Raw genomic sequence first — 24313 nt, 5'->3', positions numbered from 1 at the left:
TTTATCTATTCAGGTTTATGCTTTAGCAAAAAGAGAAGGAGGAGAATCCTTTGAAAGACAAATATAATCAGTCATCAAGATATGATAAGCGTGCCAAAAGAAAGAAAACGAATATTGTTTTAAATGGTTTAATCGGCCTTGTAATTTTATTAATCATAGTGGTGTCTGTCATCATTTTTTCGGGTGGAAATGATAATGAGGCAGGCAGTAAAAATGGAGTAGAAAAAAACGAAGAGCAAAAGGGTACTAATGAGGAGAAGCAACCAGTAGAGGAAGAAGAAACGAAGAACAACGAGGAAGAAGAGAAGGATGACAGTGAAACAACTGATGAGTCCAAAGATGAGGGCAATATCGATGACGAAGAAATTGTCACTGAAGGCGGAAGCGACAGCAATGTCATCAGAACGATTGAAAACCCAGCATGGGAGCCTGTAGGGACGACGCAAACAGGCGAGCACCCTACAGCAGTTTATGATTCAAACTCTGTTGATTGGGATGAGATGTTAAATGCAATTACGCATGCAACAGGTTTAGATAAATCTTCAATGACAGTGAATTTTTTAGGCAATAATGGACCTAATCGCTCAATTGGCACGGTGTTTTCTCCAGGCAAGGAGCAAATGTACCGAGTCTATATAGAATGGGTGGATGGCCAAGGGTGGAAGCCTACTAAGGTCGAAGAGTTAAGCAGTTTATAAACAGTAAAAGGGGTGAATGATTCACCCCTTTATTTTTTTGCTTTAAAATGAACAACTGCAGTATAAAAGATGCGCCTATTCTCATCAACATGCATTTGATGCGATACATTATGTACCGTTAAGAGAATCGATTTGTTCATTTCAATTTGATCATTGATTTTTTTCTCAAGTGTTTTAAGATCGGTCGCCTCAAAAAATTCTACCTTATCTTCAATTATATCGAAGTGAATATTCATTTGATCAGTCGTTCCTTTCATCTTTCTTCTCATCTTCAGTTTAATCGGAAAGTGTTTGATTGACAATGACGGAGCTTGCAAAGTGTATTAGCACATTATCATAACACGGAAATGATTCATTTTCAGATGCCCATCCCTGTGCCTTATTATGAAAAAATTCAGCCTTTCTTTTTCTTGAAACTTTTGGGTGGCTATGGTAAATTGGGAACATGTTTTATCATAAATCATAGTATACTCATAGGAATTATAAGTTATGATTTTTACCTATCAGGAGGTATTGAACAGTGGGGAATGAATTTATTGAATTATTTGAAGAGTGGGCAAAAACTTATGATGACACGGTGACGGGTCATGATGAAGAATATAAAGATGTGTTTTTGTTTTATGATAAATTATTACAAGAGGTGGCTGATCGTGCCAATGGAAATGTTCTTGAATTCGGTCCTGGTACAGGTAACCTCACTGCAAAGCTTATCAATCGCGGTTTGTCTGTAACTGGTGTGGAGCCTTCCTCATCTATGAGAGAGATTGCCATCAAGAAATTACAAGGGAAAGCAGATATTATTGATGGTGATTTTATGCACTTTAAACTTGATCATCAAGTAGAAACAATTGTTAGCTCATATGCCTTCCATCATCTTACTGATAAAGAAAAGGCTGAAGCGATCGAACATTATGGAAAACTACTTACTACAGGTGGTAAAATAGTGTTTGCGGATACTATGTATGAAACAGTTGAAGCCTATAATAAAGCAATAGCTGACGCACAGGAAAAAGGTTACTCGAATCTAGCAGAAGACTTACAGCGAGAATACTATACAACGATCCCTGTTTTAAGTGAGATGATGCAGAAGAATGGTTTTTCTGTAACATTTAATCGCTGCAATGATTTCGTTTGGATAATGGACGGTGTGAAGGGCTAAAGAAAGAGGTTAATTCGTTTATGAAAATCGCAATTATCGGAGCAATGGAAGAAGAAGTTACTTTACTACGTGATCATATAGACGGCAAGAAGCAAGAAATAATTGCCGGATGTGAATTTACAACTGGAACGATGGACGGAGCAGAAGTTATCCTTTTGCGATCGGGGATTGGTAAAGTGAGTGCTGCCATGTCCACAACTATTCTGTTGGAAAAGTTCAAGCCTGATTATGTAATTAACACAGGCTCAGCAGGAGGATTCAATCCGATATTAAATGTTGGGGATGCGGTAATCTCAACAGAAGTAAGACATCATGATGTAGATGCGACTGTATTTGGTTATGAATATGGGCAAGTGCCTCAGCAGCCGCCAGCTTTTACTGCGGATGAGGAGCTTATTCAAATTGCAGAAAAGAGCGCAAGAGAAATCAGTGATATTCAAGTAGTGCGCGGGTTGATTGCAACGGGTGACTCTTTTATGAGCGATCCAGTGAGAGTGGATGCCATTCGTGATAAATTTACTGATTTGCAAGCGGTAGAAATGGAAGCCGCAGCCATTGCACAAGTGGCTTATCAGTTTAAAACCCCTTTTGTGATCATTCGCTCTTTATCTGATATCGCTGGAAAAGAATCGAATGTATCGTTTGATCAATTCCTTGAAAAAGCAGCCCTTCATTCAGCGAATCTTGTGATGAAAATTGTTGCAGGAATTAAAAACAAATAATCACCCAAAAAGGATGGGAGTCTAATGAAAGTATATAAAAATGTACATGAATTAATTGGTCATACGCCAATAGTAGAATTATCTCAGTTCGACCTCCCTGAGGGTGTCCGGTTATTTGCTAAATTAGAGTTTATGAATCCTGGCGGCAGTGTAAAAGATAGACTTGGTCGGGAGCTGCTTAAGGAAGCCTTTGAAAGCGGAAAGCTCAAAAAAGGCGGAACGGTGATTGAACCAACCGCAGGGAATACGGGAATTGGATTAGCTTTGGCTGCAATTAACCAAGATGTGAAGGTTGTTGTGTGTGTACCTGAAAAATTCAGTATAGAAAAACAAGAGCTCATGAAGGCGCTTGGTGCGGATGTTGTACAAACACCAACAGAAAAAGGGATGACAGGAGCAATTGCAAAGGCAAAGCAACTGTTAAACGAAATTCCTAATGCTTATTGTCCACAGCAATTTGCTAATCCGGCAAATCCCCATACTTATTATCAAACACTCGGTCCTGAAATTTGGGATCAGCTTGATGGGAATATCGATGTATTTGTAGCTGGATCAGGAACAGGTGGAACATTCATGGGGACGTCCCGCTACTTAAAAGAACAAGATTATGATATTAAGACCGTCATTGTTGAACCAGAGGGATCGATTTTAAATGGTGGTGAGTCGGGTCCTCATAAAACAGAAGGAATAGGCATGGAATTTCTTCCGGAGTACATGGATCGCGACTATTTTGACAGCATTCATACGATAACAGATAAAGATGCGTTTGATCGTGTCAAAGAGCTGGCAATGAAGGAAGGCATCTTAGCAGGCAGTTCATCAGGGTCAGCTCTGCATGCTGCATTAGAAGAAGCAAAGAGTGCGAAGGAAGGTACAAATATCGTTGTGATTTTCCCGGATGGAAGTGAACGATATTTAAGCAAGAAGATTTATGAAGGAGGCATATAAAATGCGACGAAAAACGAAGCTTATACATGGTGGTATCGTTGGTGATCCAACTACAGGAGCTGTATCTGTACCAATCTATCAAGTGAGCACATATAAACAAGACGGTGTCGGAAACCATAAAGGGTTTGAATACTCACGTACAGGCAATCCTACACGACATGCATTGGAAGAATTAATTAAAGATTTAGAAGGCGGAAAAGCGGGCTTTGCCTTTGGATCTGGTATGGCAGCTATTACAGCGGTAATCATGCTATTTGATAGCGGTGACCATGTGATCTTAACCGATGATGTGTACGGTGGAACTTATCGTGTCATTACAAAGGTACTCAATCGTTTTGGCATTGAAGCAACATTTGTAGATACGAGCGATTTAGACAATATTAAAGACGCTATTCAACCAAATACGAAGGCAGTGTATATTGAAACGCCAACGAACCCATTATTGAAAATCACAGATATTGAGGCTGCTGCCAAATTAGCAAAAGAAAACGGCTTATTGACGATTGTCGATAATACTTTTTCTACTCCTTATTGGCAAACACCAATTTCCTATGGAGCGGATATCGTGCTCCATAGTGCGACAAAATATCTTGGCGGTCATAGTGATGTTGTAGCTGGTCTTGTTGTTGTGAACAGTGATCAGCTTGCTGAAGACTTACATTTTGTGCAAAACTCGACGGGAGGTATTCTTGGACCACAGGACTCCTGGTTGCTCATACGAGGCATAAAAACATTAGGTATCCGTATGGAAGAAACTGAAAGCAATACGAAAGCGATTGTAGAGTTTCTTCAAGGGCATTCCGCAGTGAAAAAGGTATATTATCCGGGAATTGAATCTCATCCAAACCACGATATTGCTAAAAAGCAGGCCCAAGGTTTTGGTGGGATGGTATCCTTCGATGTGGGCAGTGAGGAAAACGCCGACAAGTTATTAGCGAAGCTAAAGTACTTTACTCTTGCAGAAAGCCTAGGTGCTGTGGAAAGCTTAATCTCAGTTCCTGCCAGAATGACTCATGCATCTATACCAAAAGATCGTCGTGATGAGCTTGGAATCACGGATGGATTAGTACGGATCTCTGTAGGGCTGGAAGATGCAGAAGATTTAATAGAAGATTTAATCCAGGCACTAAAGCAATAAATCAAAGGAGGCTGACCATTTGGGTCTGCCTCTTTTTAGTCAGATTAAAAGAAGGATACATGAGAATATATATGAGATGCAAAATATAGCCTGCTTGCCTTAGCTTGTGACGATGGGCAATTCCCATAGCTGTGTAAGAAAATAGAAGGATATGAGAAGGGAAAAAGAATACTTTCTACACAGTATTTTCACCCTTTTTAAAATATTTTTAAAAAAGTGGTTTACAAACTGCGAACTTATGGATATACTTACCAATGTAAGTGATAATTCTAAAAAAGGGAGGTCGAATACAATGATGGAAACATGCATTTTATTAAACAAAGTAAATGAAACTCAATATGTTACGATTTCGACCAATCTGGAATGGATCGCTTAATTTTTTAAAAATAGCCTATCCATGCCGTGGGGAGGAACCGTATCCCTGCGGCTTTTTATGCCCTTTTAGCCGCAGGAGTGTGTTCTCTTGGCGGCTTTTTCGTGCCTAAAAATGGAGAGGAAATGAGGAGGTGCTGCAAATGACATTGAATATACTATTTATAACTATTACTGTAAAAAAGAGAAAGAGAACTACTGAAGATCTAGTTCGTGAAGAGCAAGCATACCAAATGCTTGAAGAAAATAAACAGCGTCAATACAAAATGTATTACCCGTTTTAATTTAAAAGAAATTAACTAGAGAAAGGTGGAGGAGATTTATGTTTTATTTAATGCAAGGTAGGCAGCTATTTTTCTGGGTGGAGAAAGATACCACCTAACGGGATTATGTGAGGAGGATGAGGATGTCACTTCATATCATTTTGTTTTCATTATTATTCATAAAAAGGAAGAAGAAAAAATCCGAATTAACAAAACGTTCGAAATTGCACGCGGAATCTTCCTGAATTATATGGTAAATTCTAAAAGAGACAGCAGGAATATACTGTCTAGCTGCTGACCGCGGAGCTCATGATTAAGAAACCCATAAGAAATGAAGTGTGGGAAGGCCATTTTTCCTTTCTCGTGAGACCTAAGCTCTCAGTATCTAAACAGTCACCTTCATATACTCAGGTTAGGGAGTGAACGTGATGTTTGCAATTGTGATGGGTTTAATTGTTTGCACAGCGATTGGTTGTATTGTTGTAGCTGAGGTAAGTGTAGAATAGAGAAAGGATCAGCCCGTTTATTATGGGCTGATCCTTTTTATGTTTTATTATCATCGCGTTTCCATAAGAATGCAATAATAACCAAACTGGCAAGGAACAATAAAATAGGCTTGATAGTAAAATCGTTAAAAACAATTTCAGCCAATGTAATTAAAGTAATAATGAAAAATACAAATCCCAATATTATGCGGTTTGCAGTCAATTTTTATTTCCCTCTTCCCGTAAACAACTTATACGACTATATTACCCGAAAATCATTTCCCCCGTCCAATAAACGAAAGAAATATGAATAATTTGTGATGAAAAAGCTTGTTTGCAAAAATAAATCATGTGGACAGACAAAAACAACTCCCCGTTTACATAGAAATGTTTTATAAGCGAAAGTCCTATCAAGCGGGGGTGGCTAAATGTCTGGAATTATTACAGCACTCGGATTTTTGGTTAAGGAGATCGTTTTCCTTGTTTCATACGTGAAGAATAATGCCTTTCCTCAGCCTTTATCACCTGCGGATGAAAAAAAGTATTTGCGGCAGATGACTGAAGGAGATCCACATGCCCGCAATATGCTCATTGAACATAATTTGCGGTTAGTCGCACATATTGTGAAGAAATTTGAAAACACAGGTGAGGATGCGGAAGATTTAATTTCAATTGGTACAATCGGTTTAATTAAAGCGATTGAGAGCTATTCTGAGGGGAAAGGAACGAAGCTTGCTACTTATGCAGCCAGATGTATCGAAAATGAAATTCTCATGCATCTCCGAGCGTTAAAGAAGACAAAAAAAGATGTATCCCTTCATGATCCGATTGGCCAAGACAAAGAAGGAAACGAGATCTCTTTAATTGACGTATTAAAATCAGAATCAGAGGATGTAATCAATACAATTCAATTGAATATGGAGCTAGAAAAAGTAAGGGAATACATTGATGTATTAGATGATCGGGAAAAGGAGGTCATTGTTGGTCGCTTTGGATTGGACTTGAAAAAAGAAAAAACACAACGGGAAATTGCAAAAGAACTAGGCATTTCCAGAAGTTATGTTTCTAGAATTGAGAAGCGTGCATTAATGAAAATGTTTCATGAATTTTACCGGGCGGAAAAAGAAAAACGAAAGAATGATGCTTAAAAGCTTAACCATTATGATACAGCGGCGCTTTAGCTACTATTCCATCAGTTGCCTCAAGACAAAAAGATTAATGAAACAAATGGACCCTTTCATATGAAAGTTCAGAGTGTCGACAAAAGTAAAAACAAGCAAACTTCAGTGGATTCGGTGAAGCGTCCGCTCGCCTCGCAGAAAGCGAGGGGGAAGCTTTGGAACATCCCTTACCACTCTTTTTCTAAACATTTAAAACAGTTTGTCTAAGCCAACTCTTTCATATGAAAGAGTTTTTTCTTTGGAAAAGTACAGGTGTACAAGCAGTATGGTTACTATTTACATATTCAAGTAAAGAGGTGATGATTGATGGTGGACATGGCGGAACAGATTTTCCTTTTGTTTGACGTTGAGAATAATTATCATTTATGATTATACTATACATAAAGAATGGAGAGGGTATCATGTTTGTACAAATGAGAAGGCTGACTGTAACCGAAGGGAATGGGGATAAGGTAGTTGAAAGGTTTAGCGGTAAAGGAATCATTGAAGAGCAGGAAGGATTTATTGATTCTACAGTTATGGTCAAGAAAGTCCGTCGCGGTGAGGAAGAAGTAGTTGTGCTCGTACGCTGGGATTCGGAAGATAGTTGGAAAAGATGGGAAAAGAGTGATGCCCATATTGCTGGACATAAAGCGAACTTAGGAAAACCAAAACCAGAGTATATGATTCATTCTGAAGGTGGCGTATATGACGTTAAAGCAGTTAAAATGCCAGCTTCTTCGTCAAAAATATAATGAAGAAAAAAAGCCGGCAAAATTTTGCCGGCTTTTTACCTGAGTTTAATGGCTATTCAATCCGACCATTACTCAATAATAAACTCCAACTTTTACCGCTATTCTTTGTCTCGTATACATCTGATAGGTACGTGGTAAAGGCAACGGTTTGCTCAGTTTTATGATTAACGGAAATGTAAGTAATGGGATTATCGTATTTTAAGAAAGGAATATCCATTTTTTTGCTTTCAAAAGATTCTAAATCGACTTCGTACAATGAAATATTTTCATCTTCAACAGCTGAATAATAGAGACTGTCCTCAGAAAAAGCCAGCGCAGTTACCATAAATGGTTCAGTAATCTTTTCTACATTCTCCCCTTTATCTTTTGAGAAGTAAATTCCGCTTCTGGTTGCCATCGCCATGATGGAACTGTCTGTAGGGTGTGGAGCAATCATTCCGAGTGTATCGGATTCAATGCCCTTTAAGGTGACAGGCTCCCAATTCACACCGTTAGTCGAGTGAAAGACACCTTGGCCAATATCATCTGACTCTTGCACATTGATGATATACATTTCTTCCGTCTCATATCCTACAGATAAGAATTGAAAGGCTATTTGATCTTGAAATGCTACTGATTCAAGGGTGGCACCTTTATCGGTACTCTTAACAATACCTAAAGGTTGTGGCTGATCGGATTCGGCGTTTTTAACACCGCTGATGAAAACCCCGTTATTTATAGCAGAAAGCCCAAAATAATCGTAATTTTGTGTTGAGTTTTCAAGCCACTTATTTTCACGAAACATTTTAATTCCTTCAGGAGTTGCTATGTAAAGACCTTCATCATTGCCAGGATACCCAATGCCTTGTATCTGTTCAAACTGCTTTGCTTTTGCTTCAACGGTTTTGAAATCCACTTTTTCCTCAACCGCCTGCTTTGGTTCAACTGTCTTTTTTTCATTATTATCTTCATTGTTTGAACAGCCAGTAATCAAAATAAGCATAGCGATAAATAGAATAATGGATAAATTCAACTTCATTTCAACAATCACTCCATTAGGATATTATTTCTTCTTTTAAAGGTTCACCCTATTTAAAATTAATGGAGTAATAACTTCGTGTCAAATAGAGTACTCCCAACTATTATTGATAGAAATTTCTGATATAAAAATCTATAATAAATATTATAGAAGAAAAAAGTCAATAAATACGTTATCGATTTTAATTTTGAAAGGAGAAATGGCATGACGACTACTTTTTATTCAGACGTTTGGGATTTAGAAGTTTTTTTTAAAGGGGGAAGCGAGTCAGAGGAATTTGCGTCTCACTTGAAAGCTGTGAAAGAAGGCATAAATCAATTTGATCACACCGTATATAATTGGAAAGTATCAAATACGGATAAAGATCAAAATGCAATTACAGAAATTCTCACTTTATTTCAAGAAGCAGGTATGATGCTTAGACAAGCAGGGGCTTTTGTTAGCTGCTTGGAAGCAGATGATATCGCGGACAAGCATGCTGGGAAATTACGGTCTGCTGTAACAGAATTAAGTGCGGAACTTAATACAGCTTTATCTCAGTTTAATCAAAAGCTGACATTAATTGATGAAACATTATGGATGTCGCATCTAAAGTCGGATGAACTGAAAGAAATATCGTTCATATTAAATGAACGGCGTGAAAGTGCTGCTGAAAAGTTGTCTCAAGAAGAAGAGGCACTAATTAATACTCTTGGGATTGATGGATATCATGGCTGGGGGCAAATGTATGATGTAATTGTAGGAACCATCGCTATTCCTTATAGTGGAGATGGAGAGACCCAAATGCTTTCAGTTGGACAAGCGGCTAATAAATTTTCAAGCCCTGATCGTAATGTTCGCCAAGTCGTTTTTCAAAAATGGGAGGAGGCGTGGGAAGAGAAGGCTCCCTATCTTTCGAAGACGCTTAACCACCTTGCTGGTTTTAGATTAAATGTATATAAAAAGAGAGGCTGGAACGATCCTTTAAAGGAACCTCTGGCGATTAACAGGATGGAGCGTGCTACCCTCGATGCCATGTGGGGTGTGATTGCTAAGCATAAAGAGCCCTTCGTTAAATTTCTTAATCGAAAAGCTAGCCTTCTCGGTTTGGAAAAGCTCAGCTGGTATGACCTAGATGCCCCAATTGGAAAAAGTGATACGAAAATATCTTATCAAGAAGGAGCAGAGTTCATCCTCGACCATTTCAGTCGCTTTGGTAAAGAAATGAAGAGTTTTGCAGAAAAAGCCTTTGAAAATCATTGGATTGAAGCAGAAGATCGTCCGGGGAAAAAACCGGGTGGCTTTCATACGTATTTTCCTGCCAGTCAACAATCGAGAATTTTTATGACTTATTCAGGTACCCCCTCTAATGTCTCGACTTTGGCTCATGAATTAGGCCATGGCTTTCATACCTATGCTATGAAGGATCTGCATTTTTTGAATCGTAGCTACAGCATGAATGTTGCTGAAACGGCCTCAACATTTGCAGAAATGATTGTCGCAGATGCATCAGTAAAAAGTGCACAGACTGAAGTGGAGAAGCTGGCACTTCTTGAAGATAAAATACAGCGGTCAGTTGCACTACTAATGAACATCCATGCGCGCTTTCTATTTGAAACCCGTTTTTACGACGAAAGGGCAAAAGGGGTGGTTTCTGCAGACCGCCTCAATGAAATCATGCTTGAAGCGCAAAAAGAGGCATATGGAGATGCCCTTGCAGAGTACCATCCATCCTTTTGGTCATCTAAACTGCATTTCTATATTACTAATGTTCCTTTTTATAATTTCCCTTACACATTTGGCTATCTCTTTTCATTGGGGATTTATGCATATGCATTAGAGCATGGTGCAGCATATGAAGAAAGTTACATTGCGTTGCTCCAAGATTCGGCTTCAATGAAGGTGGAGGATCTTGCGATGAAGCATTTGCAGGCTGATCTAACTAAGCCTGAGTTTTGGGAAAAAGCGGTTCAATTATGCATAGATGATGTGGAAGAATTTATGCAATTAACAGAAAAATAGTATCCTTGCTGACTCAAATTTATAACTATTTGGGTCAGCTTTTTTTGCTGTAAAGAATTGAGCTGTTTGCAGATAATTATGGAATAATCACAAAAATCTAACTATAGATACTCATCTCCCCCATCATGCTAATATCCCTTCGATTCTCAATTAAATATTACATTCCTTCATAATATAATAGTCCTGCTGCTATCCTAAATGATATAATAGCACTCATGGAATCCTAATGAAGGGCTCCAAAAGCAGTATTTGTATATTTGCTAAGAAGACGAGTAGCGAAAAGAAGCGATTTCACCGCTGTACTTGTGACTTCTATTTCAAGAATGAGATAATGAAATCAATATGAAACGAATGAAATGAAGAAAGGTGTAGAATATGAAGCAATCGATTTACCGAGCAATGATAGAATTAACGAATGGCCGGTTCACATCCAATCTTTTGTACCGGTTTGCCCGGTCAAACGCAAGTAGGTTTGCCATCGCTCCTTTTTCAAAAACATATAGAATCAATGAAGATGAAATAGAGAATGAACTTAAAAGCTATCAAACATTACATGAGTTTTTTATTAGAAAATTAAAGGCGGATGCACGATCAATTGATATGCATGAAGAATCAATTGTCAGCCCAGTAGATGCAGTTATTGAGGATATTGGTTCCATAGACCAAGACCGCCGGATTATGGTTAAGGAGAAAGAGTACTCTATCTCTGAAATGCTAGGCGGTGATGAAGCGGCCAGTAAGTATGCAGGTGGCACATACATGATTTTTTATTTAAGTCCAAGCCATTATCATCGTATTCATAGCCCAGTAACAGGTGAGATTAATAAGCAATGGACGCTAGGAAGGAAATCATTCCCAGTCAATAAATGGGGTCTGGCCTTTGGGAGAGACACACTTTCAAAAAATTACCGCAAGATTTCTGAAGTGGGATATGAAGGCGGCGAATTAGCGATTGTAAAGGTAGGAGCCATGTTTGTTAACTCTATTGAACGAACACATGAAGGGGATAAGTTGGAAAAAGGAAAAGAAATGGCTTATTTCTCATTTGGTTCAACCGTTATTTTATTATTTCAGAAGGATGCATTTCAACTTCTCCCTTCCATCCAAACACCAGCTCATATAAGGGTAGGAGAATGCATCGGTCATATGGTATAGAAATGTAGACAGAAAAAAAGCCCTCAAATGGGGCTTTGTTAACCTCATTATGAAGAGGCTTTTATTCTATTGGATAAAGATCTCCTGTGTATCTCAGTCTCTATGAGCCGGATAAAATCCAGAGAAAGTTGTAGTTTAATGGCCTTATGGTAGGACTCGACTAATAATTCATCCGATAATTTGCGCATGTTGGACTCTCACCTCCGCATTGAAAGTTGATTAGTTCTAACTAATCACTTTATTGCATATGATGTAGGTTATCCTGTTGTATTTATTACTTTATCAGAACTAAGTAGATAGAACAACCGTTCGTTTATCCACAGCCGTTAGTGGATAACCTGTTATTAAAATGTTTATATGTTTATTTATGATATGCTGTCTGCGGTGTATAATGTGTATAAAGTTATCCACAGAATAAGATGCGAGGAATTTGTCGAAAAATATATACATTTTGATTTGTTCAATTAAAATGAACAATTATCAAGATAATGGTTAGAATTCTAAGTAGAAGCTCTTTTATTAGCAGGAGAATGTTGGATATTATTGACCGAGGATTTGGAATGTGACATAGTAGTGCAGAATAAAGAAAAAACGATTGAGGTGTAATAAATAGTGCTAAAGAATTTTTTACCAGATCAGCATGTGAAAACCATTTTTGAAATTACACCAGAGCTATTAAAAGAACAAGGTGTGAAAGGGATTATCACGGATTTGGATAATACACTTGTTGAATGGGACCGTCCCCATGCTACACCACAGCTTATAAAATGGTTTGAAGAATTAAAGATGAGCGATATAAAGGTGACGATTGTTTCTAATAATAATGAAAATAGAGTCAAAGCTTTTTCAGAACCACTTAGTATTCCATTTATCCATCAAGCAAAAAAACCAATGGGACGTGCCTTCAGAAGAGCGTTAAATGAAATGGACCTTCAGCAGCAGGAAACCGTGGTAATTGGCGATCAATTGCTTACTGACGTACTTGGAGGGAATCGTGGCGGTTTTAATACAATTCTTGTGGTCCCTGTTGCACAAACTGATGGATTCATGACAAGATTTAACCGCAAGATTGAAAGACGAATATTAAATTGGTTTAGAAAAAAAGGTATGATTAGCTGGGAGGATTAAGCAATTGACAGAACAATATTCATGTATTGGATGCGGGGTAAGGATTCAAACGGATCATCCAGAAGAAATCGGCTTTGCTCCGCATTCCGCATTAGAGAAAGAGGAAGTTATCTGCCAACGATGTTTTCGTTTAAAGCACTATAATGAGGTGCAGGATGTCAGTTTGACAGATGATGATTTCCTGAAAATATTAAATGGAATCGGCAACAAAGATGCATTAATTGTAAAAATCGTTGACATTTTTGATTTTAATGGCAGCTGGTTACCTGGATTGCATCGATTTGTTGGTAAAAATAAAGTATTGCTTGTAGGAAATAAAGTTGATTTATTGCCTAAATCAGTGAAAAGGAATAAACTAATTGGCTGGATGAAGCATGAATCAAAAGAACTGGGGTTAAAGCCAGAGGACGTTTTCCTAGTGAGTGCTGCACGAGGCCAGCAAATTGCCGAGGTGGCAGCAGCGATAGATGAATATCGCAGAGGAAAAGATGTTTATGTAGTGGGCTGTACCAATGTAGGGAAATCCACTTTCATAAATCGTATCTTAAAAGAAGTAACAGGTGAAGGTGATGTGATTACTACATCTCATTTCCCGGGAACTACTTTAGATATGATTGAAATTCCTCTTTCCGATGGGAAATCATTAATAGACACACCAGGTATTATCAATCACCATCAAATGGCTCATTTTGTTGATAAACGCGACTTAAAGGTCATTACACCTAAAAAAGAAATCAAGCCGAGAGTCTATCAACTCAACGAAGGACAATCACTATTCTTTGGAGGCCTGGCTCGATTTGATTTTATGAGTGGTGGAAAAAAATCATTTGTATGTCATTTCTCTAATGAGATTAATATACACCGTACAAAGACGGAAAAAGCGGACAGCTTATATAAAAACCATGCTGGAGAATTGTTGACTCCACCTAGAAGAGAACAAATGGATACTTTTCCTGAGCTTGTCCGCCACGAATTCACTATCAAGGAAGCGAAAACTGATATCGTATTCTCAGGCTTAGGCTGGATGACGGTGAATGAAGCAGGAGTAAAAGTTGCGGCTTATGTTCCTAAAGGAGTAGGTGTTCAGGTAAGAAAATCCTTGATTTAATGAGGGTGTAAGGGAGAGAGACGTTTGAAAAGATTTTTTGCTGTAATTGGCGATCCCATTGCGCATTCAATGTCTCCAGGCATGCATAATGAGCTTTTTCAGGCGAATCAAATAGAGGCTCATTATCAGCCGCTTCATGTAAAGAGAGAGAATTTAGAAGCAGCTGTAGCTGGACTTAAGGCAGTGGGAATTGAAGGTTTTAATGTGACAGTGCCTCATAAAGAAGCCATCATGCCATATTTAGATAAGATTGATCCATTAGCTAAAGCGATTGGCGCCGTCAATACCGTTGTGAACGAAGGCAGCGAGCTTGTTGGTTTTAACACGGATGGCAGTGGCTATGTAGAAGGTTTGAAAAAAGATCTGCCATGCTTTAGTGAAAAGCGTACGCTGATAGTTGGTGCTGGTGGAGCAGCAAGAGGTATTTATTATACATTGGCTGAAGCTGGTGTAGAGCATATAGACATTTGCAACCGCACTGTACAAAAGGCCATGAGGATGGTGGATGAATGTCCTTACTCTGTTCAATCCAAGATTTTATCCATCGATGAAGCGGAAGAACAATTATCTCGTTATGAGTTAATCATACAGACAACATCTATTGGGATGCACCCAAATATACAGGCAGTTCCACTGTCTCTAAGGAATTTAAGTGGAAATGCTTTTGTCAGTGATATTATTTATAATCCATCTGAAACAATCTTTTTGCAAGAAGCCAAACAAAAAGGTGCTTCTATCCAAAATGGTTTGAGTATGTTTGTTTATCAAGGTGCTTTAGCTTTTGAAAAATGGACAGGAATCATGCCAGACAGCGATAGAATGAGAGAAAATGTGTTAGAACAACTAGGAGGAAAATCATGTTAAAAGGTAAACAAAAACGTTATTTGCGTTCACAGGCGCATCATCTAAATCCTATTTTTCAAGTAGGTAAGGGCGGCGTGAATGAAAATATGGTAAAGCAAATAGGTGAAGCTTTAGAAGCGCGCGAGCTTTTAAAGGTTAGCATTCTACAAAATTGTGATGTAGATAAAAATACAGTTGCAAGTGAGATAGTAAAAGGAACAAGAGCTGAGCTGGTTCAAATCATTGGCAACATGATCGTTCTTTACAAAGAATCAAAGGAAAATAAACAAATTAAATTGCCATAACCTGTATATGAGGGGGAAGAGCCATGAAAAAAGTCGGGATTCTAGGCGGAACATTTGACCCGCCTCATATCGGTCATTTAATGATTGCCAATGAAGTGTTAAATGGGCAAGCGTTAGATGAAGTATGGTTCATGCCAAATCAAGAGCCTCCTCACAAAGTGAAATCGAATGCCATAAAAAATGAAGATCGGCTGGAATTATTAAAACTGGCCATATCCAGCCATCCTCGCTTTAAGATAGAGCAGATTGAGTTGGAAAGACAAGGTCCATCGTATACTGCGGATACAATGAGCATTTTGAAGGATCGCCATAGAGAGATAGAGTTTTTCTTTATAATTGGTGCAGATATGGTAGAGTATTTGCCGAAGTGGCACCAGATTGATCAATTGCTTAGTATGGTACGCTTTATTGGTGTAAAGAGACCGGAGTTTCATTTGCATTCAGACTATCCCATAATGTATATGGATGTACCTGAAATCGGGGTTTCATCAAGCATGATCCGGAACCGGATAAAAGAGGGGAAGACGATACGATATTTAGTGCCTGAGCAAGTGCGGGAATATATGGAGGAGAATCACTTATATGAATCGTGATCAAGCATTAGAAATCGTAAAAGAACAATTAACAGACCACCGTTATAAGCATACAATTGGGGTGATGGAAACAGCCATCTGGTTAGCTGAGCGATATGGGGCGGATCCAAAAAAGGCCGAGCTTGCTGCTATTTTCCATGATTATGCAAAGTTCCACCCTAAAGAGCAAATGAAGCAAAGAATCATTGAAGAGAAGATGCCAAGTGATTTGCTTGAATATAGCAGTGAACTATGGCATGCACCGGTAGGCGCCTATTTTGTAGAAAAGCTTATAGGTATACAAGATGAGGATATATTGAATGCAATTAAATATCATACATCTGGCAGAGTCGGTATGACCTTGCTAGAAAAGGTAGTTTATTTAGCGGATTATATGGAGCCGGGACGCCATTTTCCAGGTGTGGATGAAGTCAGGGAGCTTGCTGAAAGTGATCTGCATTCGGCATTAGTTAAATCTGTGCAAAACTCGATTATTTTTTTACTTAAAAAAAGTCAGCCGGTGTATCCGGTTACTTTTGATATGTATAACGATTTAGTGATGAATGGGAAGGATTGATTAGATGAGTGAAAAACAATTATTATTAACAGCGGTAAAGGCAGCGGATGACAAGAGAGCAGAAGATATTGTTGCATTAAACATGAAGGGTGTTTCCCTTATTTCTGATTACTTTGTTATTTGCCACGGGAATTCCGACAAACAAGTACAAGCAATTGCTAGAGAAATAAAGGATAAAGCTGAAGAACTTGGCCATGAAGTTAAGCGTATGGAAGGCTTTGATGAAGCTCGATGGATCCTAGTTGATCTTGGTGATGTTGTAGCCCATGTTTTTCATCGTGATGAAAGAAGCTATTATAATTTAGAGCGCTTATGGGGAGATGCACAATTGGAAGATATCCAAAGTGAGCTTCAGCAATGAGCTATCAGCAATTTGCGTACCTGTATGATCAACTAATGATCGATGCTCCGTATGATGAATGGGTGCGCTTGCTTGAAACGAAAGCTAAGGAATATGGTATGACCTCTGATAAGACGCTACTGGATCTCGCATGCGGTACTGGTGAGCTTTCCGTACGGCTCGCTCAAGGTGGTTTTGATGTGGTCGGTGCAGATTTATCAGAAGATATGCTTTCTGTTGCTCAAGCAAAGGCTGCAAAGAATCATGTTGCAATCCAATTTTTTCAGCAGAACATGGCTGAATTGGAAGGTTTAGGGCAATTTGATATCATAGGTATTTTTTGCGACTCATTGAATTATCTTGAAACAGAGGATGAGGTCATCCAAACATTTAAAGGTGTATTCGGGCATCTTAAAGATGAGGGTTTATTTATTTTTGATGTTCATTCTTTATATAAAATGTCAAATATCTTTATGAACCAGACATATGCTTTAAATGAGGATGAAATTAGCTATATTTGGCAAAGCTTCGCAGGCGAATATGAACACAGTGTGGAGCATGAGCTCTCCTTCTTTGTACTTGATGAATCCTCGGGACGTTATGACCGTTATGATGAGCTCCATGTTCAGCGGACTTACGCTCCTGAGATTTATCAGGCATGGCTCTCTGAATGTGGCTTTGAGGTACTTGAGATTTGCGCGGATTTTAAAGCTGGTCCAGTCTCGGAAGATGCTGAAAGAGTTTTTTTTATTTGTAAAAAGAAATAAGAAAAAGCCAATCTCAATGTCGGGATTGGCTTTTTGTGCAGGAAAACGATGAGGAAAGAGAGAATTAAATATGTGTATATTGCTTCTTTACATTTTCTAGATCTTCATTAAATTTTGCGTGTGTGGCCTGAAATAAATGTTCAAACATTTTTCCGATTTCTGCCTCTAAAACTTTGATCCCTTCACCTGTAACTCCACCTTTAACACACACTTTTTCCTGTAAAGTCGGCAAGGTGTAATGTCCTTGCCTCAGTAATTCTCCCATACCAATTAACATTTCACTTGCCAGCTTTGTTGCAGTTTCTTGATCAATTTCAGTTTCAGATACAGCTGCATTAATAAACCTTTGGGTCAAGTAACTGAAAAATGCAGGTCCGCAGCTTACAATATCCGAAGCGACTCTTGTGATATCCTCCTCTATTTGAATTGGAATAGATATATTTTCAAAAAGTAATTTTAAATGATTCACCCAATTCACATCACATTTATCTCCAAATGAAAGTAAAGATACCCCTGCTAACGCTCGATTGGTAATACTTGGAATAACCCTGGCCGATGAACAAGTGATAACAGATTCAAGCTGTTTGACGCCAATGGGACTTGTTATCGATACTACACATTTCTCATCAGATAGATAAGGTGTAATCTTTTTAATGACTTCATACACATCATGAGGTTTAACACAGATGAATATTAAGGATGCATTTTTTGCTGTGGTTGCTGCATCCACAGCCACATTCACCTCGCTGTAGTTTCTCTTTATTTCGATTGCCTTCTCTAATGTTCGATTAGTAATCGTCATGGAAGAAGGGGATATGGCTTTGCTGTCCAGCATTGCTTCCGCCAAAATCCTTCCCATGTTGCCTGTGCCAATTATGCCGATTTTCAATTGTTTTTTCCCTCCTTCACAAGCAAGTATTTCTCCTATAAAAGTATGAACAGTACAACTAAATTATGCTAAAAGAAAGGAATCGATCATGTTCGTTGAATGGATGAAAAAGAATCAATTATTTATTGCAGGCGGAATAGTAGGGGTGAGCGTGTTATTATTTTCATTTTGGCCAGAGGAGAAAGATGAAGCAGCAATTCAAAATGAATGGCTCTTCGAAGAACAGCAAAAACCACATGAAGAAGAGACAGTATCAGAAATACTCATTGTAGATGTAAAAGGTGCGGTTGAAAAGCCTGGAGTGTATGAGGCCAATCCAAATGATCGCGTGATAGATATCATTCAAAAGGCGGGTGGACTCATGGATGAAGCAGATGAGACTCAGGTGAATTTTGCAATGAGAGTGGAAGATGAGATGGTATTATATATTCCAACACGTGGAGAAACATCAGACATGGTGAGTGAGGCTTTAGGGGGGAGCCAGTCAAAAGGAGAGGATAAAGTAAATCTTAATACTGCATCATCTGCTGAGCTGGAGACGCTGTCTGGAGTGGGCCCTGCAAAAGCAGCAGCCATCATAGAGCATCGGGAAACAAATGGTCCATACAAAGATATTGAAGATTTAAAGAAAATTAGTGGGATCGGTGATAAAACATTTGAGAAATTAAAAGATCAAATCAAGGTAAAATAAGATTTTTATGTTATTTGACCATGCTGGCAAAGCGGATTAAACTAAAATGGGCGATAGGTAGAGAATTCATTGATAAGTTAAGCACAAAAGGAGAGAGTGAAAGTGGAAAGAATCTCATGGAATCAATATTTTATGGCACAAAGCCATTTACTTGCGTTAAGAAGTACTTGTACTAGACTTACAGTCGGAGCAACGATCGTGAGGGATAATAGAATGATTGCAGGGGGCTATAATGGATCGATTGCAGGCGGTGTTCATTGCATTGATGAAGGCTGCTATGTAATTGATAATCACTGTGTAAGAACCATTCACGCGGAAATGAATGCAATCTTACAATGCGCGAAGTTTGGAGTGGCGACAACGGGTGCAGAAATTTATGTTACTCATTTTCCTTGCTTACAATGCTGTAAAGCGATTATCCAAGCAGGCATAAAAACGGTATATTTTGCACAGGATTATAAAAATCATCCATATGGAATTGAGTTATTTGAACAGGCTGGTGTGGCGCTACAGAAGGTAGAGACGAATGAAATGAAATTAGAACTGCATCATCAGGAAAAGAAACAATTTCTAGAAAAGATATTTCAGGAATTAGAAAAAGATCATGGCAAACAAGCAGAGGTAGAAAAATTAAAAAGAGAAGCTGAACAGCTTTTCTCATAATGAAGATGATTCCATTCCATAAGTAAGGATTATCCCTTACTTATGGAAACCTTTTATTGTTTAGCTGCGGTGGCTAGCTCTTGAGGTCTTTAGCCACAAAAACCTCTCTCATTTCCTTCGCGTCATATGCTTGAGCGAGCCGTCTCCACATTTCATATAAGGGGGTTTTTATAGAATTGAAAGGTAAATGGACATATATAGCTTTTGCTGCCTTATTAGGTATTTTATCCGCGTTTATCTCACCGATTTTCTTTGTCATCATCGTGTTTCTTCATTTTTTTCTCATCAAAATCAAACAATTCAAGAAAAATCAAATAATCCTTCTTCTCTTAGTATTTGCTGGTTTTTTTCTTCGTACCGAATGGGCTGAAAAACAGAATATTTCGCAGTTTGCTGGAGCGGAAACTAATTTTCATATTTTATTTCACCGGGAATGGCAATTGAATGGAGATTTTTTATCTGCAGAAATCAAAGAGTTACATTCAAAAGAAAAAATGATGCTTAGATATAAAGTTAAAACAAAAGAGGAAAAGGAAGGTTTAATGGATCACTTACATGCTGGTTTTTCCTGCTCTGTCTCTGGTGTACTTACCCGCCCTTCCGCTGCTGTCAATCCAAATGGGTTCGACTACATGAATTATTTAGCACATAAGCAAATTTATTGGTTATTAGAAATAAATGAACTTGACACCCAGCGGTGCTCCTCGCAAAATCCATCCTTCTCAACTTTTTTTCAAAATCTCAGAAACAAAGGCATTTCATATATTCAAAATCAATTTCCAACGGATACGGCTCCTTTAGCTGCGGCTTTATTATTTGGTGATCGCGGGCTTATCGATGAGCAAACAATCGGTGCATACCGGAGACTGGGGGTAATTCATCTATTGGCGATTTCCGGCCTGCATGTGGGTATGCTGACAGGAATGATTTTCTATATGGGAATAAGACTGGGGGTGACAAAAGAAAGCATGACTAATTTTCTGCTATTCTTTCTTCCGTGCTATGCCATCCTCGCTGGTGCTGCCCCGTCTGTCCTTCGAGCGGTATGCATGTTAATGATTGCATTATTAGCTCGTAAGTATTTGTCTTCGTTACTTACGCAAGATGTCATTTCTTTAGTGATGATCGCTTATACGTTTGCTGCTCCTTATATCATCTTTCATGTGGGATTTCAACTATCTTTTGTCGTTACCTTTCTCCTTATCTTAAGCGCCCCGGTCTTAATCAAGCGAATCACTCATCCGCTTGGTTTGCTACTGGCCACCTCTTTAGTATGTCAACTGGCTGCAACTCCGATATTGCTTTATTATTTCTTTGAAGTATCTGTTGTTTCCATCATCGCAAATGCTATTTACGTCCCACTGTTTTCAGTCGTGATCCTTCCCGTTCTTCTCTTTTTATTCGTGGTACATCTTCTAGTGGGTGAGGTGCTCACAATCCCTCTTATTGTAACGAATCTTCTTTTCAAATGGTTGGATAAATTTAGCGGATCTTTTGCGGAAATTCCCTTTGCTGTCCTTACACTTGGACGCCCTCATCCACTTCTCATCCTATGCTATTTAATCGTGATTCCGGTCTTTTTTCTAATATGGGAAAAGAAGAGTGGATTCAGGTTTTTTATGCGTTCTTTGTTACTGCCGGTAATGGTTCTGTTCATACATTTCCTCTCAACAACCTATTCTCCATATGGTGAGGTTACCTTTATAGATGTAGGGCAGGGAGACAGTATTTTTATTAAACTCCCTTATGGACAGGGAAATTATCTAATTGATACTGGTGGTGTGCTGATGTTCGAAACAGAGGAATGGCAACGGCGGAAAAAGGGATATGATCCGGGGAAGGAAGTGGTCTTACCATTTCTTAAAAGCAGGGGAGTGAGGGTGATTGATAAGCTTATTTTAACTCACGGTGATGCAGATCATATCGGAGGTGCAAAAGCGATATTAAGTGAAGTGAATATAAAGGAGATCGTTATGCCTGTTACAAAGGAAGTGAGTGATCTTGAAAAGGCTCTCCTTACAGCTGCGAGTGAAAAGAAGGTTCCAGTACGCTTTATCCAATCAGGGGAAAATTGGGCAAGTAGTGATGCAAGCTTTTTTGTACTATCACCTGAGGAAAGAATAGCAAATAAAAATGATGGATCCTTAGTGATATATGGAGAGATGGGCGGCCTTACATGGTTATTCACAGGGGATTTAGAGGAAGAGGGTGAGAGGAGACTGATTGAGGTATATCCATCCTTAACGGTTGATATTTTGAAGGTGGGTCATCATGGTAGTAAATCTTCTTCCACTAATGAATTTTTAACGAGTGTAAACCCCTCCATAGCAATCATTACTGCTGGTAGAAATAATCGCTATGGGCATCCACATGCAGAAGTTGTTGACCGGTTGGGTGAGAAAGGTGTCCGAGTTTTGCGGACAGACCTACATGGTGCAATCACCTATAAATTTTCACGGGATGGTGGAACATTTTTTGTTGTCCTTCCATAGGATATTTTATCACTGAAGGTAAGACGAAAAGAAAGACTGCATTCACATGCAGCCTCGGAAAAAAGATAAAGTGGTTTGCTAAAAGCGCCTATATGTTCCTAAAAGGAAGATTATGTGCAACAGATGTCGCTGCTTTATGTATGATGCCTCTAAGCTGAATCCTGCTTTTTATAAGACCATATGGCCACTTTCGCTATTGTACTGATTGGGCAATTAAGCGCCAATCGCCTTAATGACTGTTGCAATAATGAACAGTATTGCAAAGAATCCGAAAGATGCAATGAATCCCATTGCAGAGTCACCAATATCGTGACGTTTTGATTGGACGTTTTTTTCAAATTCGTTCACAGGTCAACCCTCCTATTTCCTATTTAGTATAAGCGATTCCCTTGAAAAAATCTACACTTCAAAGATTCCTTTTCCTTACCTTACAAGAGTTGTCAGCTATAAGTAGAATGGATAAGGAAATATTAAAGTTATACCAGGTGCACCGCTATAGCGAGAGAAACCTAGGCCTCATCGCTTTAGCGTTCTATATAGATGTGGAAAAGGCACTTTTTTAAGTGTCTTTTTCTTTATTCAGCTAATAGACGCCTCTTGCTTTGCCGTTATTATGAACAGATTACTGATTTTTGATTCCACTTGTCAAAAAGGGTATGCTTCTATAGGATAGTAGTACATAAGCAAAAAAGAACGGAGCGAAGGTAAAGTGGCTTTTGATATATGGAAACAAATTAAAGCAGGGAGCTTTAGCCCACTCTATTTATTATTCGGGACAGAGCCCTATCTTATAAACGAAACGAAACAGCTCTTAATCAGCCATGCATTAAGTCCAGAAGAGGTGGATTTTAACCTCTCTTCCTATGATTTAGAGGAAACCCCGATTCAAACGGCATTAGAGGATGCAGAAACCTTTCCCTTTATGGGCGAGCGGAGACTCATTTTCTTACATAATCCCTATTTCTTAACTGCAGAAAAGTCTAAATCTAAAACAGAGCATAATTTAGCCATGCTTGAAGCTTATTTAAAGGACCCTTCGCCATACTCAATTGTTGTTTTTTCAGGTGCGTATGAAAAATTGGATGAGAGAAAAAAACTGACGAAACAAATAAAAAAATCAGCATCCGTTTTAGAAGCAAAAAAACTGACAGAGCCCGAATTAAAGGTTTGGATTAGAGACCGTGCAGCTTCAAATGGCGTACAAATCGACGAAGAGGCTGTAGAATTAATGCTCAGGCTTTCAGGCACCAACTTATTTATGCTTACCAGCGAAATGGATAAGCTTGCATTGTACGCTGAGGAAGATAAAAGAATAGACGTTAACATGGTAGAAAAACTTGTTTCTCGTTCTCTTGAGCAGAATATTTTTACATTAGTTGATAAAATTGTGCATAGAAATATTGAAGATGCACTGAGAATTTTCTATGATTTATTAAAGCAAAATGAAGAACCTATCAAAATATTAGCGGTTATTACTAATCAATTTAGATTGATTTACCAGGTGAAGGAATTAGCCAGAAGAGGGTACGGGCAAAATCAAATTGCCGGATATATTAAGGCGCATCCTTTTAGAGTAAAGCTTGCAGCCGGACAAGGGAAGCAATTCAGTGATGAAGAGTTAGCCCAGATCATGAATCTTTTAGCAGAGGCAGATTATCAGATGAAAACAGGTGGAATGAACAAAGCTTTATTGATTGAATTATTCTTGTTCAAGCTAAATCGGCATTCAGTTGAAACTTAAAGAATGAACATCCCGCTCATTAAAAGGTGAGCGGTTTTTTGTGTGCAATCGTAAAGAATTTGTTTTGAAAGAATAGACTCACATCCTATTTAGAGTAAGGTTTGTAAGAATAAATCCAAAAAAGCCGAGAAAACGCGTGATTCTCCGCTGAGTCAGAATGAAATTTTTAAAAAAGCCGAGAAAACGCGTAATTCTTCGCTAAGTCAGGATAGAATTTTTAAGATAGCTGAGAAAACGATTGATTCTCCGCTGAGTCAGGATAGAATTTTTAAGATAGCTGAGAAAGCGAGTGATTCTCCGCTGAGTCAGAATGAAATCCTAAA

At 38.5% G+C, this 24313-nt stretch carries 29 protein-coding genes; 23 read left to right on the top strand and 6 right to left on the bottom strand.

The genetic code is table 11. The features are described from left to right. Positions 1-50: 50 nt before the first annotated feature. Positions 51-698 carry a YrrS family protein gene (locus J2S17_RS06865; RefSeq protein ID WP_307473187.1) on the top strand — a complete coding sequence of 216 codons (648 nt, stop codon included), beginning with the start codon at positions 51-53 and terminating at the stop codon, positions 696-698. A 29-nt stretch (positions 699-727) separates the two neighbouring features. Here J2S17_RS06865 and J2S17_RS06860 read toward each other — a convergent pair whose 3' ends face one another. Further along, complete coding sequence (locus J2S17_RS06860) at positions 728-934, bottom strand: DUF2536 family protein (RefSeq protein WP_307473266.1); 207 nt, start codon at positions 932-934, stop codon at positions 728-730. A 284-nt stretch (positions 935-1218) separates the two neighbouring features. Between J2S17_RS06860 and J2S17_RS06855 the strand changes: the two genes are divergently transcribed. The 5 genes from J2S17_RS06855 to J2S17_RS06835 all read left to right on the top strand — a co-directional run bounded on the left by J2S17_RS06855 (position 1219) and on the right by J2S17_RS06835 (position 5321). After that, a complete protein-coding gene (locus J2S17_RS06855; protein WP_307473186.1) occupies positions 1219-1857 on the top strand; it encodes a class I SAM-dependent methyltransferase in 639 nt (212 codons plus the stop codon). Between the two features lie 20 nt (positions 1858-1877). Continuing rightward, a complete protein-coding gene (gene mtnN / locus J2S17_RS06850) occupies positions 1878-2579 on the top strand; it encodes a 5'-methylthioadenosine/S-adenosylhomocysteine nucleosidase (protein WP_307473185.1) in 702 nt (233 codons plus the stop codon). A gap of 24 nt (positions 2580-2603) precedes the next feature. Continuing rightward, positions 2604-3527, top strand: a complete 924-nt coding sequence (locus J2S17_RS06845; RefSeq protein WP_307473184.1) for a PLP-dependent cysteine synthase family protein — start codon at positions 2604-2606, stop codon at positions 3525-3527. 1 nt (position 3528) lies between these two features. Next, the gene (locus J2S17_RS06840; protein ID WP_307473182.1) at positions 3529-4665 is read left to right on the top strand and encodes a bifunctional cystathionine gamma-lyase/homocysteine desulfhydrase; all 1137 of its coding nucleotides are present in this window, start codon (positions 3529-3531) and stop codon (positions 4663-4665) included. 515 nt (positions 4666-5180) lie between these two features. Next, entirely contained in the window at positions 5181-5321 is a 141-nt protein-coding gene (locus tag J2S17_RS06835) for a YrzI family small protein (protein ID WP_307473180.1), read from the top strand. A 522-nt stretch (positions 5322-5843) separates the two neighbouring features. Here J2S17_RS06835 and J2S17_RS06830 read toward each other — a convergent pair. Continuing rightward, positions 5844-6008 (bottom strand): hypothetical protein, encoded by a 165-nt coding sequence (locus tag J2S17_RS06830; protein ID WP_307473178.1) that lies wholly within the window; start codon positions 6006-6008, stop codon positions 5844-5846. Positions 6009-6213: 205 nt separating this feature from the next. Here J2S17_RS06830 and sigK point away from each other — a divergent pair, with 205 nt between their 5' ends. The 3 genes from sigK to J2S17_RS06815 all read left to right on the top strand — a co-directional run bounded on the left by sigK (position 6214) and on the right by J2S17_RS06815 (position 7700). Continuing rightward, a complete protein-coding gene (gene sigK / locus J2S17_RS06825; RefSeq protein WP_307473177.1) occupies positions 6214-6933 on the top strand; it encodes an RNA polymerase sporulation sigma factor SigK in 720 nt (239 codons plus the stop codon). 254 nt (positions 6934-7187) lie between these two features. Further along, positions 7188-7310, top strand: a complete 123-nt coding sequence (locus J2S17_RS06820) for a hypothetical protein (RefSeq protein WP_307473175.1) — start codon at positions 7188-7190, stop codon at positions 7308-7310. A 57-nt stretch (positions 7311-7367) separates the two neighbouring features. After that, positions 7368-7700 (top strand): antibiotic biosynthesis monooxygenase, encoded by a 333-nt coding sequence (locus J2S17_RS06815; protein WP_307473173.1) that lies wholly within the window; start codon positions 7368-7370, stop codon positions 7698-7700. A 52-nt stretch (positions 7701-7752) separates the two neighbouring features. Here J2S17_RS06815 and J2S17_RS06810 read toward each other — a convergent pair whose 3' ends face one another. After that, positions 7753-8718: a hypothetical protein gene (locus tag J2S17_RS06810; protein WP_307473172.1), complete on the bottom strand. Its 966-nt coding sequence runs from the start codon at positions 8716-8718 to the stop codon at positions 7753-7755. Between the two features lie 204 nt (positions 8719-8922). On the opposite strand from J2S17_RS06810, the gene J2S17_RS06805 reads away from it, so the two are divergent. Continuing rightward, positions 8923-10719: a M3 family oligoendopeptidase gene (locus J2S17_RS06805; RefSeq protein ID WP_307473170.1), complete on the top strand. Its 1797-nt coding sequence runs from the start codon at positions 8923-8925 to the stop codon at positions 10717-10719. Between the two features lie 375 nt (positions 10720-11094). Further along, positions 11095-11874, top strand: coding sequence for a phosphatidylserine decarboxylase (locus J2S17_RS06800; protein ID WP_307473168.1), 780 nt, complete (start codon positions 11095-11097; stop codon positions 11872-11874). Positions 11875-11921: 47 nt separating this feature from the next. Here J2S17_RS06800 and J2S17_RS06795 read toward each other — a convergent pair whose 3' ends face one another. Continuing rightward, a complete protein-coding gene (locus J2S17_RS06795) occupies positions 11922-12062 on the bottom strand; it encodes a sporulation histidine kinase inhibitor Sda (RefSeq protein WP_307473166.1) in 141 nt (46 codons plus the stop codon). Between the two features lie 424 nt (positions 12063-12486). On the opposite strand from J2S17_RS06795, the gene J2S17_RS06790 reads away from it, so the two are divergent. The 8 genes from J2S17_RS06790 to J2S17_RS06755 are packed head-to-tail and all read left to right on the top strand — an operon-like array spanning position 12487 to position 17514. Then, entirely contained in the window at positions 12487-13002 is a 516-nt protein-coding gene (locus J2S17_RS06790; RefSeq protein ID WP_307473164.1) for a YqeG family HAD IIIA-type phosphatase, read from the top strand. Positions 13003-13006: 4 nt separating this feature from the next. Beyond that, positions 13007-14110: a ribosome biogenesis GTPase YqeH gene (gene yqeH / locus J2S17_RS06785; protein WP_307473163.1), complete on the top strand. Its 1104-nt coding sequence runs from the start codon at positions 13007-13009 to the stop codon at positions 14108-14110. A 24-nt stretch (positions 14111-14134) separates the two neighbouring features. Continuing rightward, positions 14135-14974, top strand: coding sequence for a shikimate dehydrogenase (gene aroE, locus J2S17_RS06780; RefSeq protein WP_307473161.1), 840 nt, complete (start codon positions 14135-14137; stop codon positions 14972-14974). Then, complete coding sequence (gene yhbY / locus J2S17_RS06775; RefSeq protein WP_307473160.1) at positions 14968-15258, top strand: ribosome assembly RNA-binding protein YhbY; 291 nt, start codon at positions 14968-14970, stop codon at positions 15256-15258. The genes aroE and yhbY overlap by 7 nt, the downstream gene beginning before the upstream one ends. A 23-nt stretch (positions 15259-15281) precedes the next feature. Then, complete coding sequence (locus J2S17_RS06770) at positions 15282-15851, top strand: nicotinate-nucleotide adenylyltransferase (RefSeq protein ID WP_307473158.1); 570 nt, start codon at positions 15282-15284, stop codon at positions 15849-15851. Further along, positions 15841-16407, top strand: a complete 567-nt coding sequence (yqeK, locus tag J2S17_RS06765) for a bis(5'-nucleosyl)-tetraphosphatase (symmetrical) YqeK (protein ID WP_307473157.1) — start codon at positions 15841-15843, stop codon at positions 16405-16407. The genes J2S17_RS06770 and yqeK overlap by 11 nt, the downstream gene beginning before the upstream one ends. A gap of 4 nt (positions 16408-16411) precedes the next feature. Next, positions 16412-16768, top strand: a complete 357-nt coding sequence (gene rsfS / locus J2S17_RS06760; RefSeq protein ID WP_307473154.1) for a ribosome silencing factor — start codon at positions 16412-16414, stop codon at positions 16766-16768. Further along, on the top strand, positions 16765-17514 hold the full coding sequence (locus J2S17_RS06755; RefSeq protein WP_307473153.1) for a class I SAM-dependent DNA methyltransferase: 750 nt from the start codon (positions 16765-16767) through the stop codon (positions 17512-17514). The genes rsfS and J2S17_RS06755 overlap by 4 nt, the downstream gene beginning before the upstream one ends. 64 nt (positions 17515-17578) lie before the next feature. On the opposite strand, the gene comER is transcribed toward J2S17_RS06755, so the two are convergent. Then, positions 17579-18403, bottom strand: a complete 825-nt coding sequence (comER, locus tag J2S17_RS06750; RefSeq protein WP_307473151.1) for a late competence protein ComER — start codon at positions 18401-18403, stop codon at positions 17579-17581. Between the two features lie 103 nt (positions 18404-18506). Between comER and J2S17_RS06745 the strand changes: the two genes are divergently transcribed. The 3 genes from J2S17_RS06745 (at position 18507) to J2S17_RS06735 (ending at position 22249) form a co-directional block, all read left to right on the top strand. Beyond that, positions 18507-19094, top strand: a complete 588-nt coding sequence (locus J2S17_RS06745; protein ID WP_307473149.1) for a helix-hairpin-helix domain-containing protein — start codon at positions 18507-18509, stop codon at positions 19092-19094. A gap of 102 nt (positions 19095-19196) precedes the next feature. Then, on the top strand, positions 19197-19757 hold the full coding sequence (locus J2S17_RS06740; protein WP_307473147.1) for a ComE operon protein 2: 561 nt from the start codon (positions 19197-19199) through the stop codon (positions 19755-19757). A 176-nt stretch (positions 19758-19933) separates the two neighbouring features. Continuing rightward, positions 19934-22249 (top strand): DNA internalization-related competence protein ComEC/Rec2, encoded by a 2316-nt coding sequence (locus J2S17_RS06735; RefSeq protein ID WP_307473145.1) that lies wholly within the window; start codon positions 19934-19936, stop codon positions 22247-22249. A gap of 213 nt (positions 22250-22462) precedes the next feature. On the opposite strand, the gene J2S17_RS06730 is transcribed toward J2S17_RS06735, so the two are convergent. Next, a complete protein-coding gene (locus J2S17_RS06730) occupies positions 22463-22597 on the bottom strand; it encodes a YqzM family protein (RefSeq protein ID WP_307473143.1) in 135 nt (44 codons plus the stop codon). A gap of 361 nt (positions 22598-22958) precedes the next feature. On the opposite strand from J2S17_RS06730, the gene holA reads away from it, so the two are divergent. Then, positions 22959-23990 (top strand): DNA polymerase III subunit delta, encoded by a 1032-nt coding sequence (gene holA / locus J2S17_RS06725; RefSeq protein ID WP_307473141.1) that lies wholly within the window; start codon positions 22959-22961, stop codon positions 23988-23990. The last annotated feature ends 323 nt before the right edge of the window (positions 23991-24313 follow it).

The organism is Cytobacillus purgationiresistens (assembly GCF_030813235.1).
In the GTDB taxonomy this organism is placed as follows: Bacteria; Bacillota; Bacilli; order Bacillales; family Cytobacillaceae; genus Cytobacillus; species Cytobacillus purgationiresistens.
This window is presented reverse-complemented; position numbering and strand designations above follow the sequence as displayed.

Coding starts and splice junctions, on each gene's coding strand:
- J2S17_RS06860 (WP_307473266.1), bottom strand. CDS start 934: ATGAATATTCACTTCGATATAATTGAAGATAAGGTAGAATTTTTTGAG.
- mtnN (WP_307473185.1), top strand. CDS start 1,878: ATGAAAATCGCAATTATCGGAGCAATGGAAGAAGAAGTTACTTTACTA.
- J2S17_RS06845 (WP_307473184.1), top strand. CDS start 2,604: ATGAAAGTATATAAAAATGTACATGAATTAATTGGTCATACGCCAATA.
- J2S17_RS06840 (WP_307473182.1), top strand. CDS start 3,529: ATGCGACGAAAAACGAAGCTTATACATGGTGGTATCGTTGGTGATCCA.
- J2S17_RS06835 (WP_307473180.1), top strand. CDS start 5,181: ATGACATTGAATATACTATTTATAACTATTACTGTAAAAAAGAGAAAG.
- sigK (WP_307473177.1), top strand. CDS start 6,214: ATGTCTGGAATTATTACAGCACTCGGATTTTTGGTTAAGGAGATCGTT.
- J2S17_RS06820 (WP_307473175.1), top strand. CDS start 7,188: ATGAAAGAGTTTTTTCTTTGGAAAAGTACAGGTGTACAAGCAGTATGG.
- J2S17_RS06815 (WP_307473173.1), top strand. CDS start 7,368: ATGTTTGTACAAATGAGAAGGCTGACTGTAACCGAAGGGAATGGGGAT.
- J2S17_RS06810 (WP_307473172.1), bottom strand. CDS start 8,718: ATGAAGTTGAATTTATCCATTATTCTATTTATCGCTATGCTTATTTTG.
- J2S17_RS06805 (WP_307473170.1), top strand. CDS start 8,923: ATGACGACTACTTTTTATTCAGACGTTTGGGATTTAGAAGTTTTTTTT.
- J2S17_RS06800 (WP_307473168.1), top strand. CDS start 11,095: ATGAAGCAATCGATTTACCGAGCAATGATAGAATTAACGAATGGCCGG.
- J2S17_RS06795 (WP_307473166.1), bottom strand. CDS start 12,062: ATGCGCAAATTATCGGATGAATTATTAGTCGAGTCCTACCATAAGGCC.
- yhbY (WP_307473160.1), top strand. CDS start 14,968: ATGTTAAAAGGTAAACAAAAACGTTATTTGCGTTCACAGGCGCATCAT.
- J2S17_RS06770 (WP_307473158.1), top strand. CDS start 15,282: ATGAAAAAAGTCGGGATTCTAGGCGGAACATTTGACCCGCCTCATATC.
- yqeK (WP_307473157.1), top strand. CDS start 15,841: ATGAATCGTGATCAAGCATTAGAAATCGTAAAAGAACAATTAACAGAC.
- rsfS (WP_307473154.1), top strand. CDS start 16,412: ATGAGTGAAAAACAATTATTATTAACAGCGGTAAAGGCAGCGGATGAC.
- J2S17_RS06755 (WP_307473153.1), top strand. CDS start 16,765: ATGAGCTATCAGCAATTTGCGTACCTGTATGATCAACTAATGATCGAT.
- J2S17_RS06745 (WP_307473149.1), top strand. CDS start 18,507: ATGAAAAAGAATCAATTATTTATTGCAGGCGGAATAGTAGGGGTGAGC.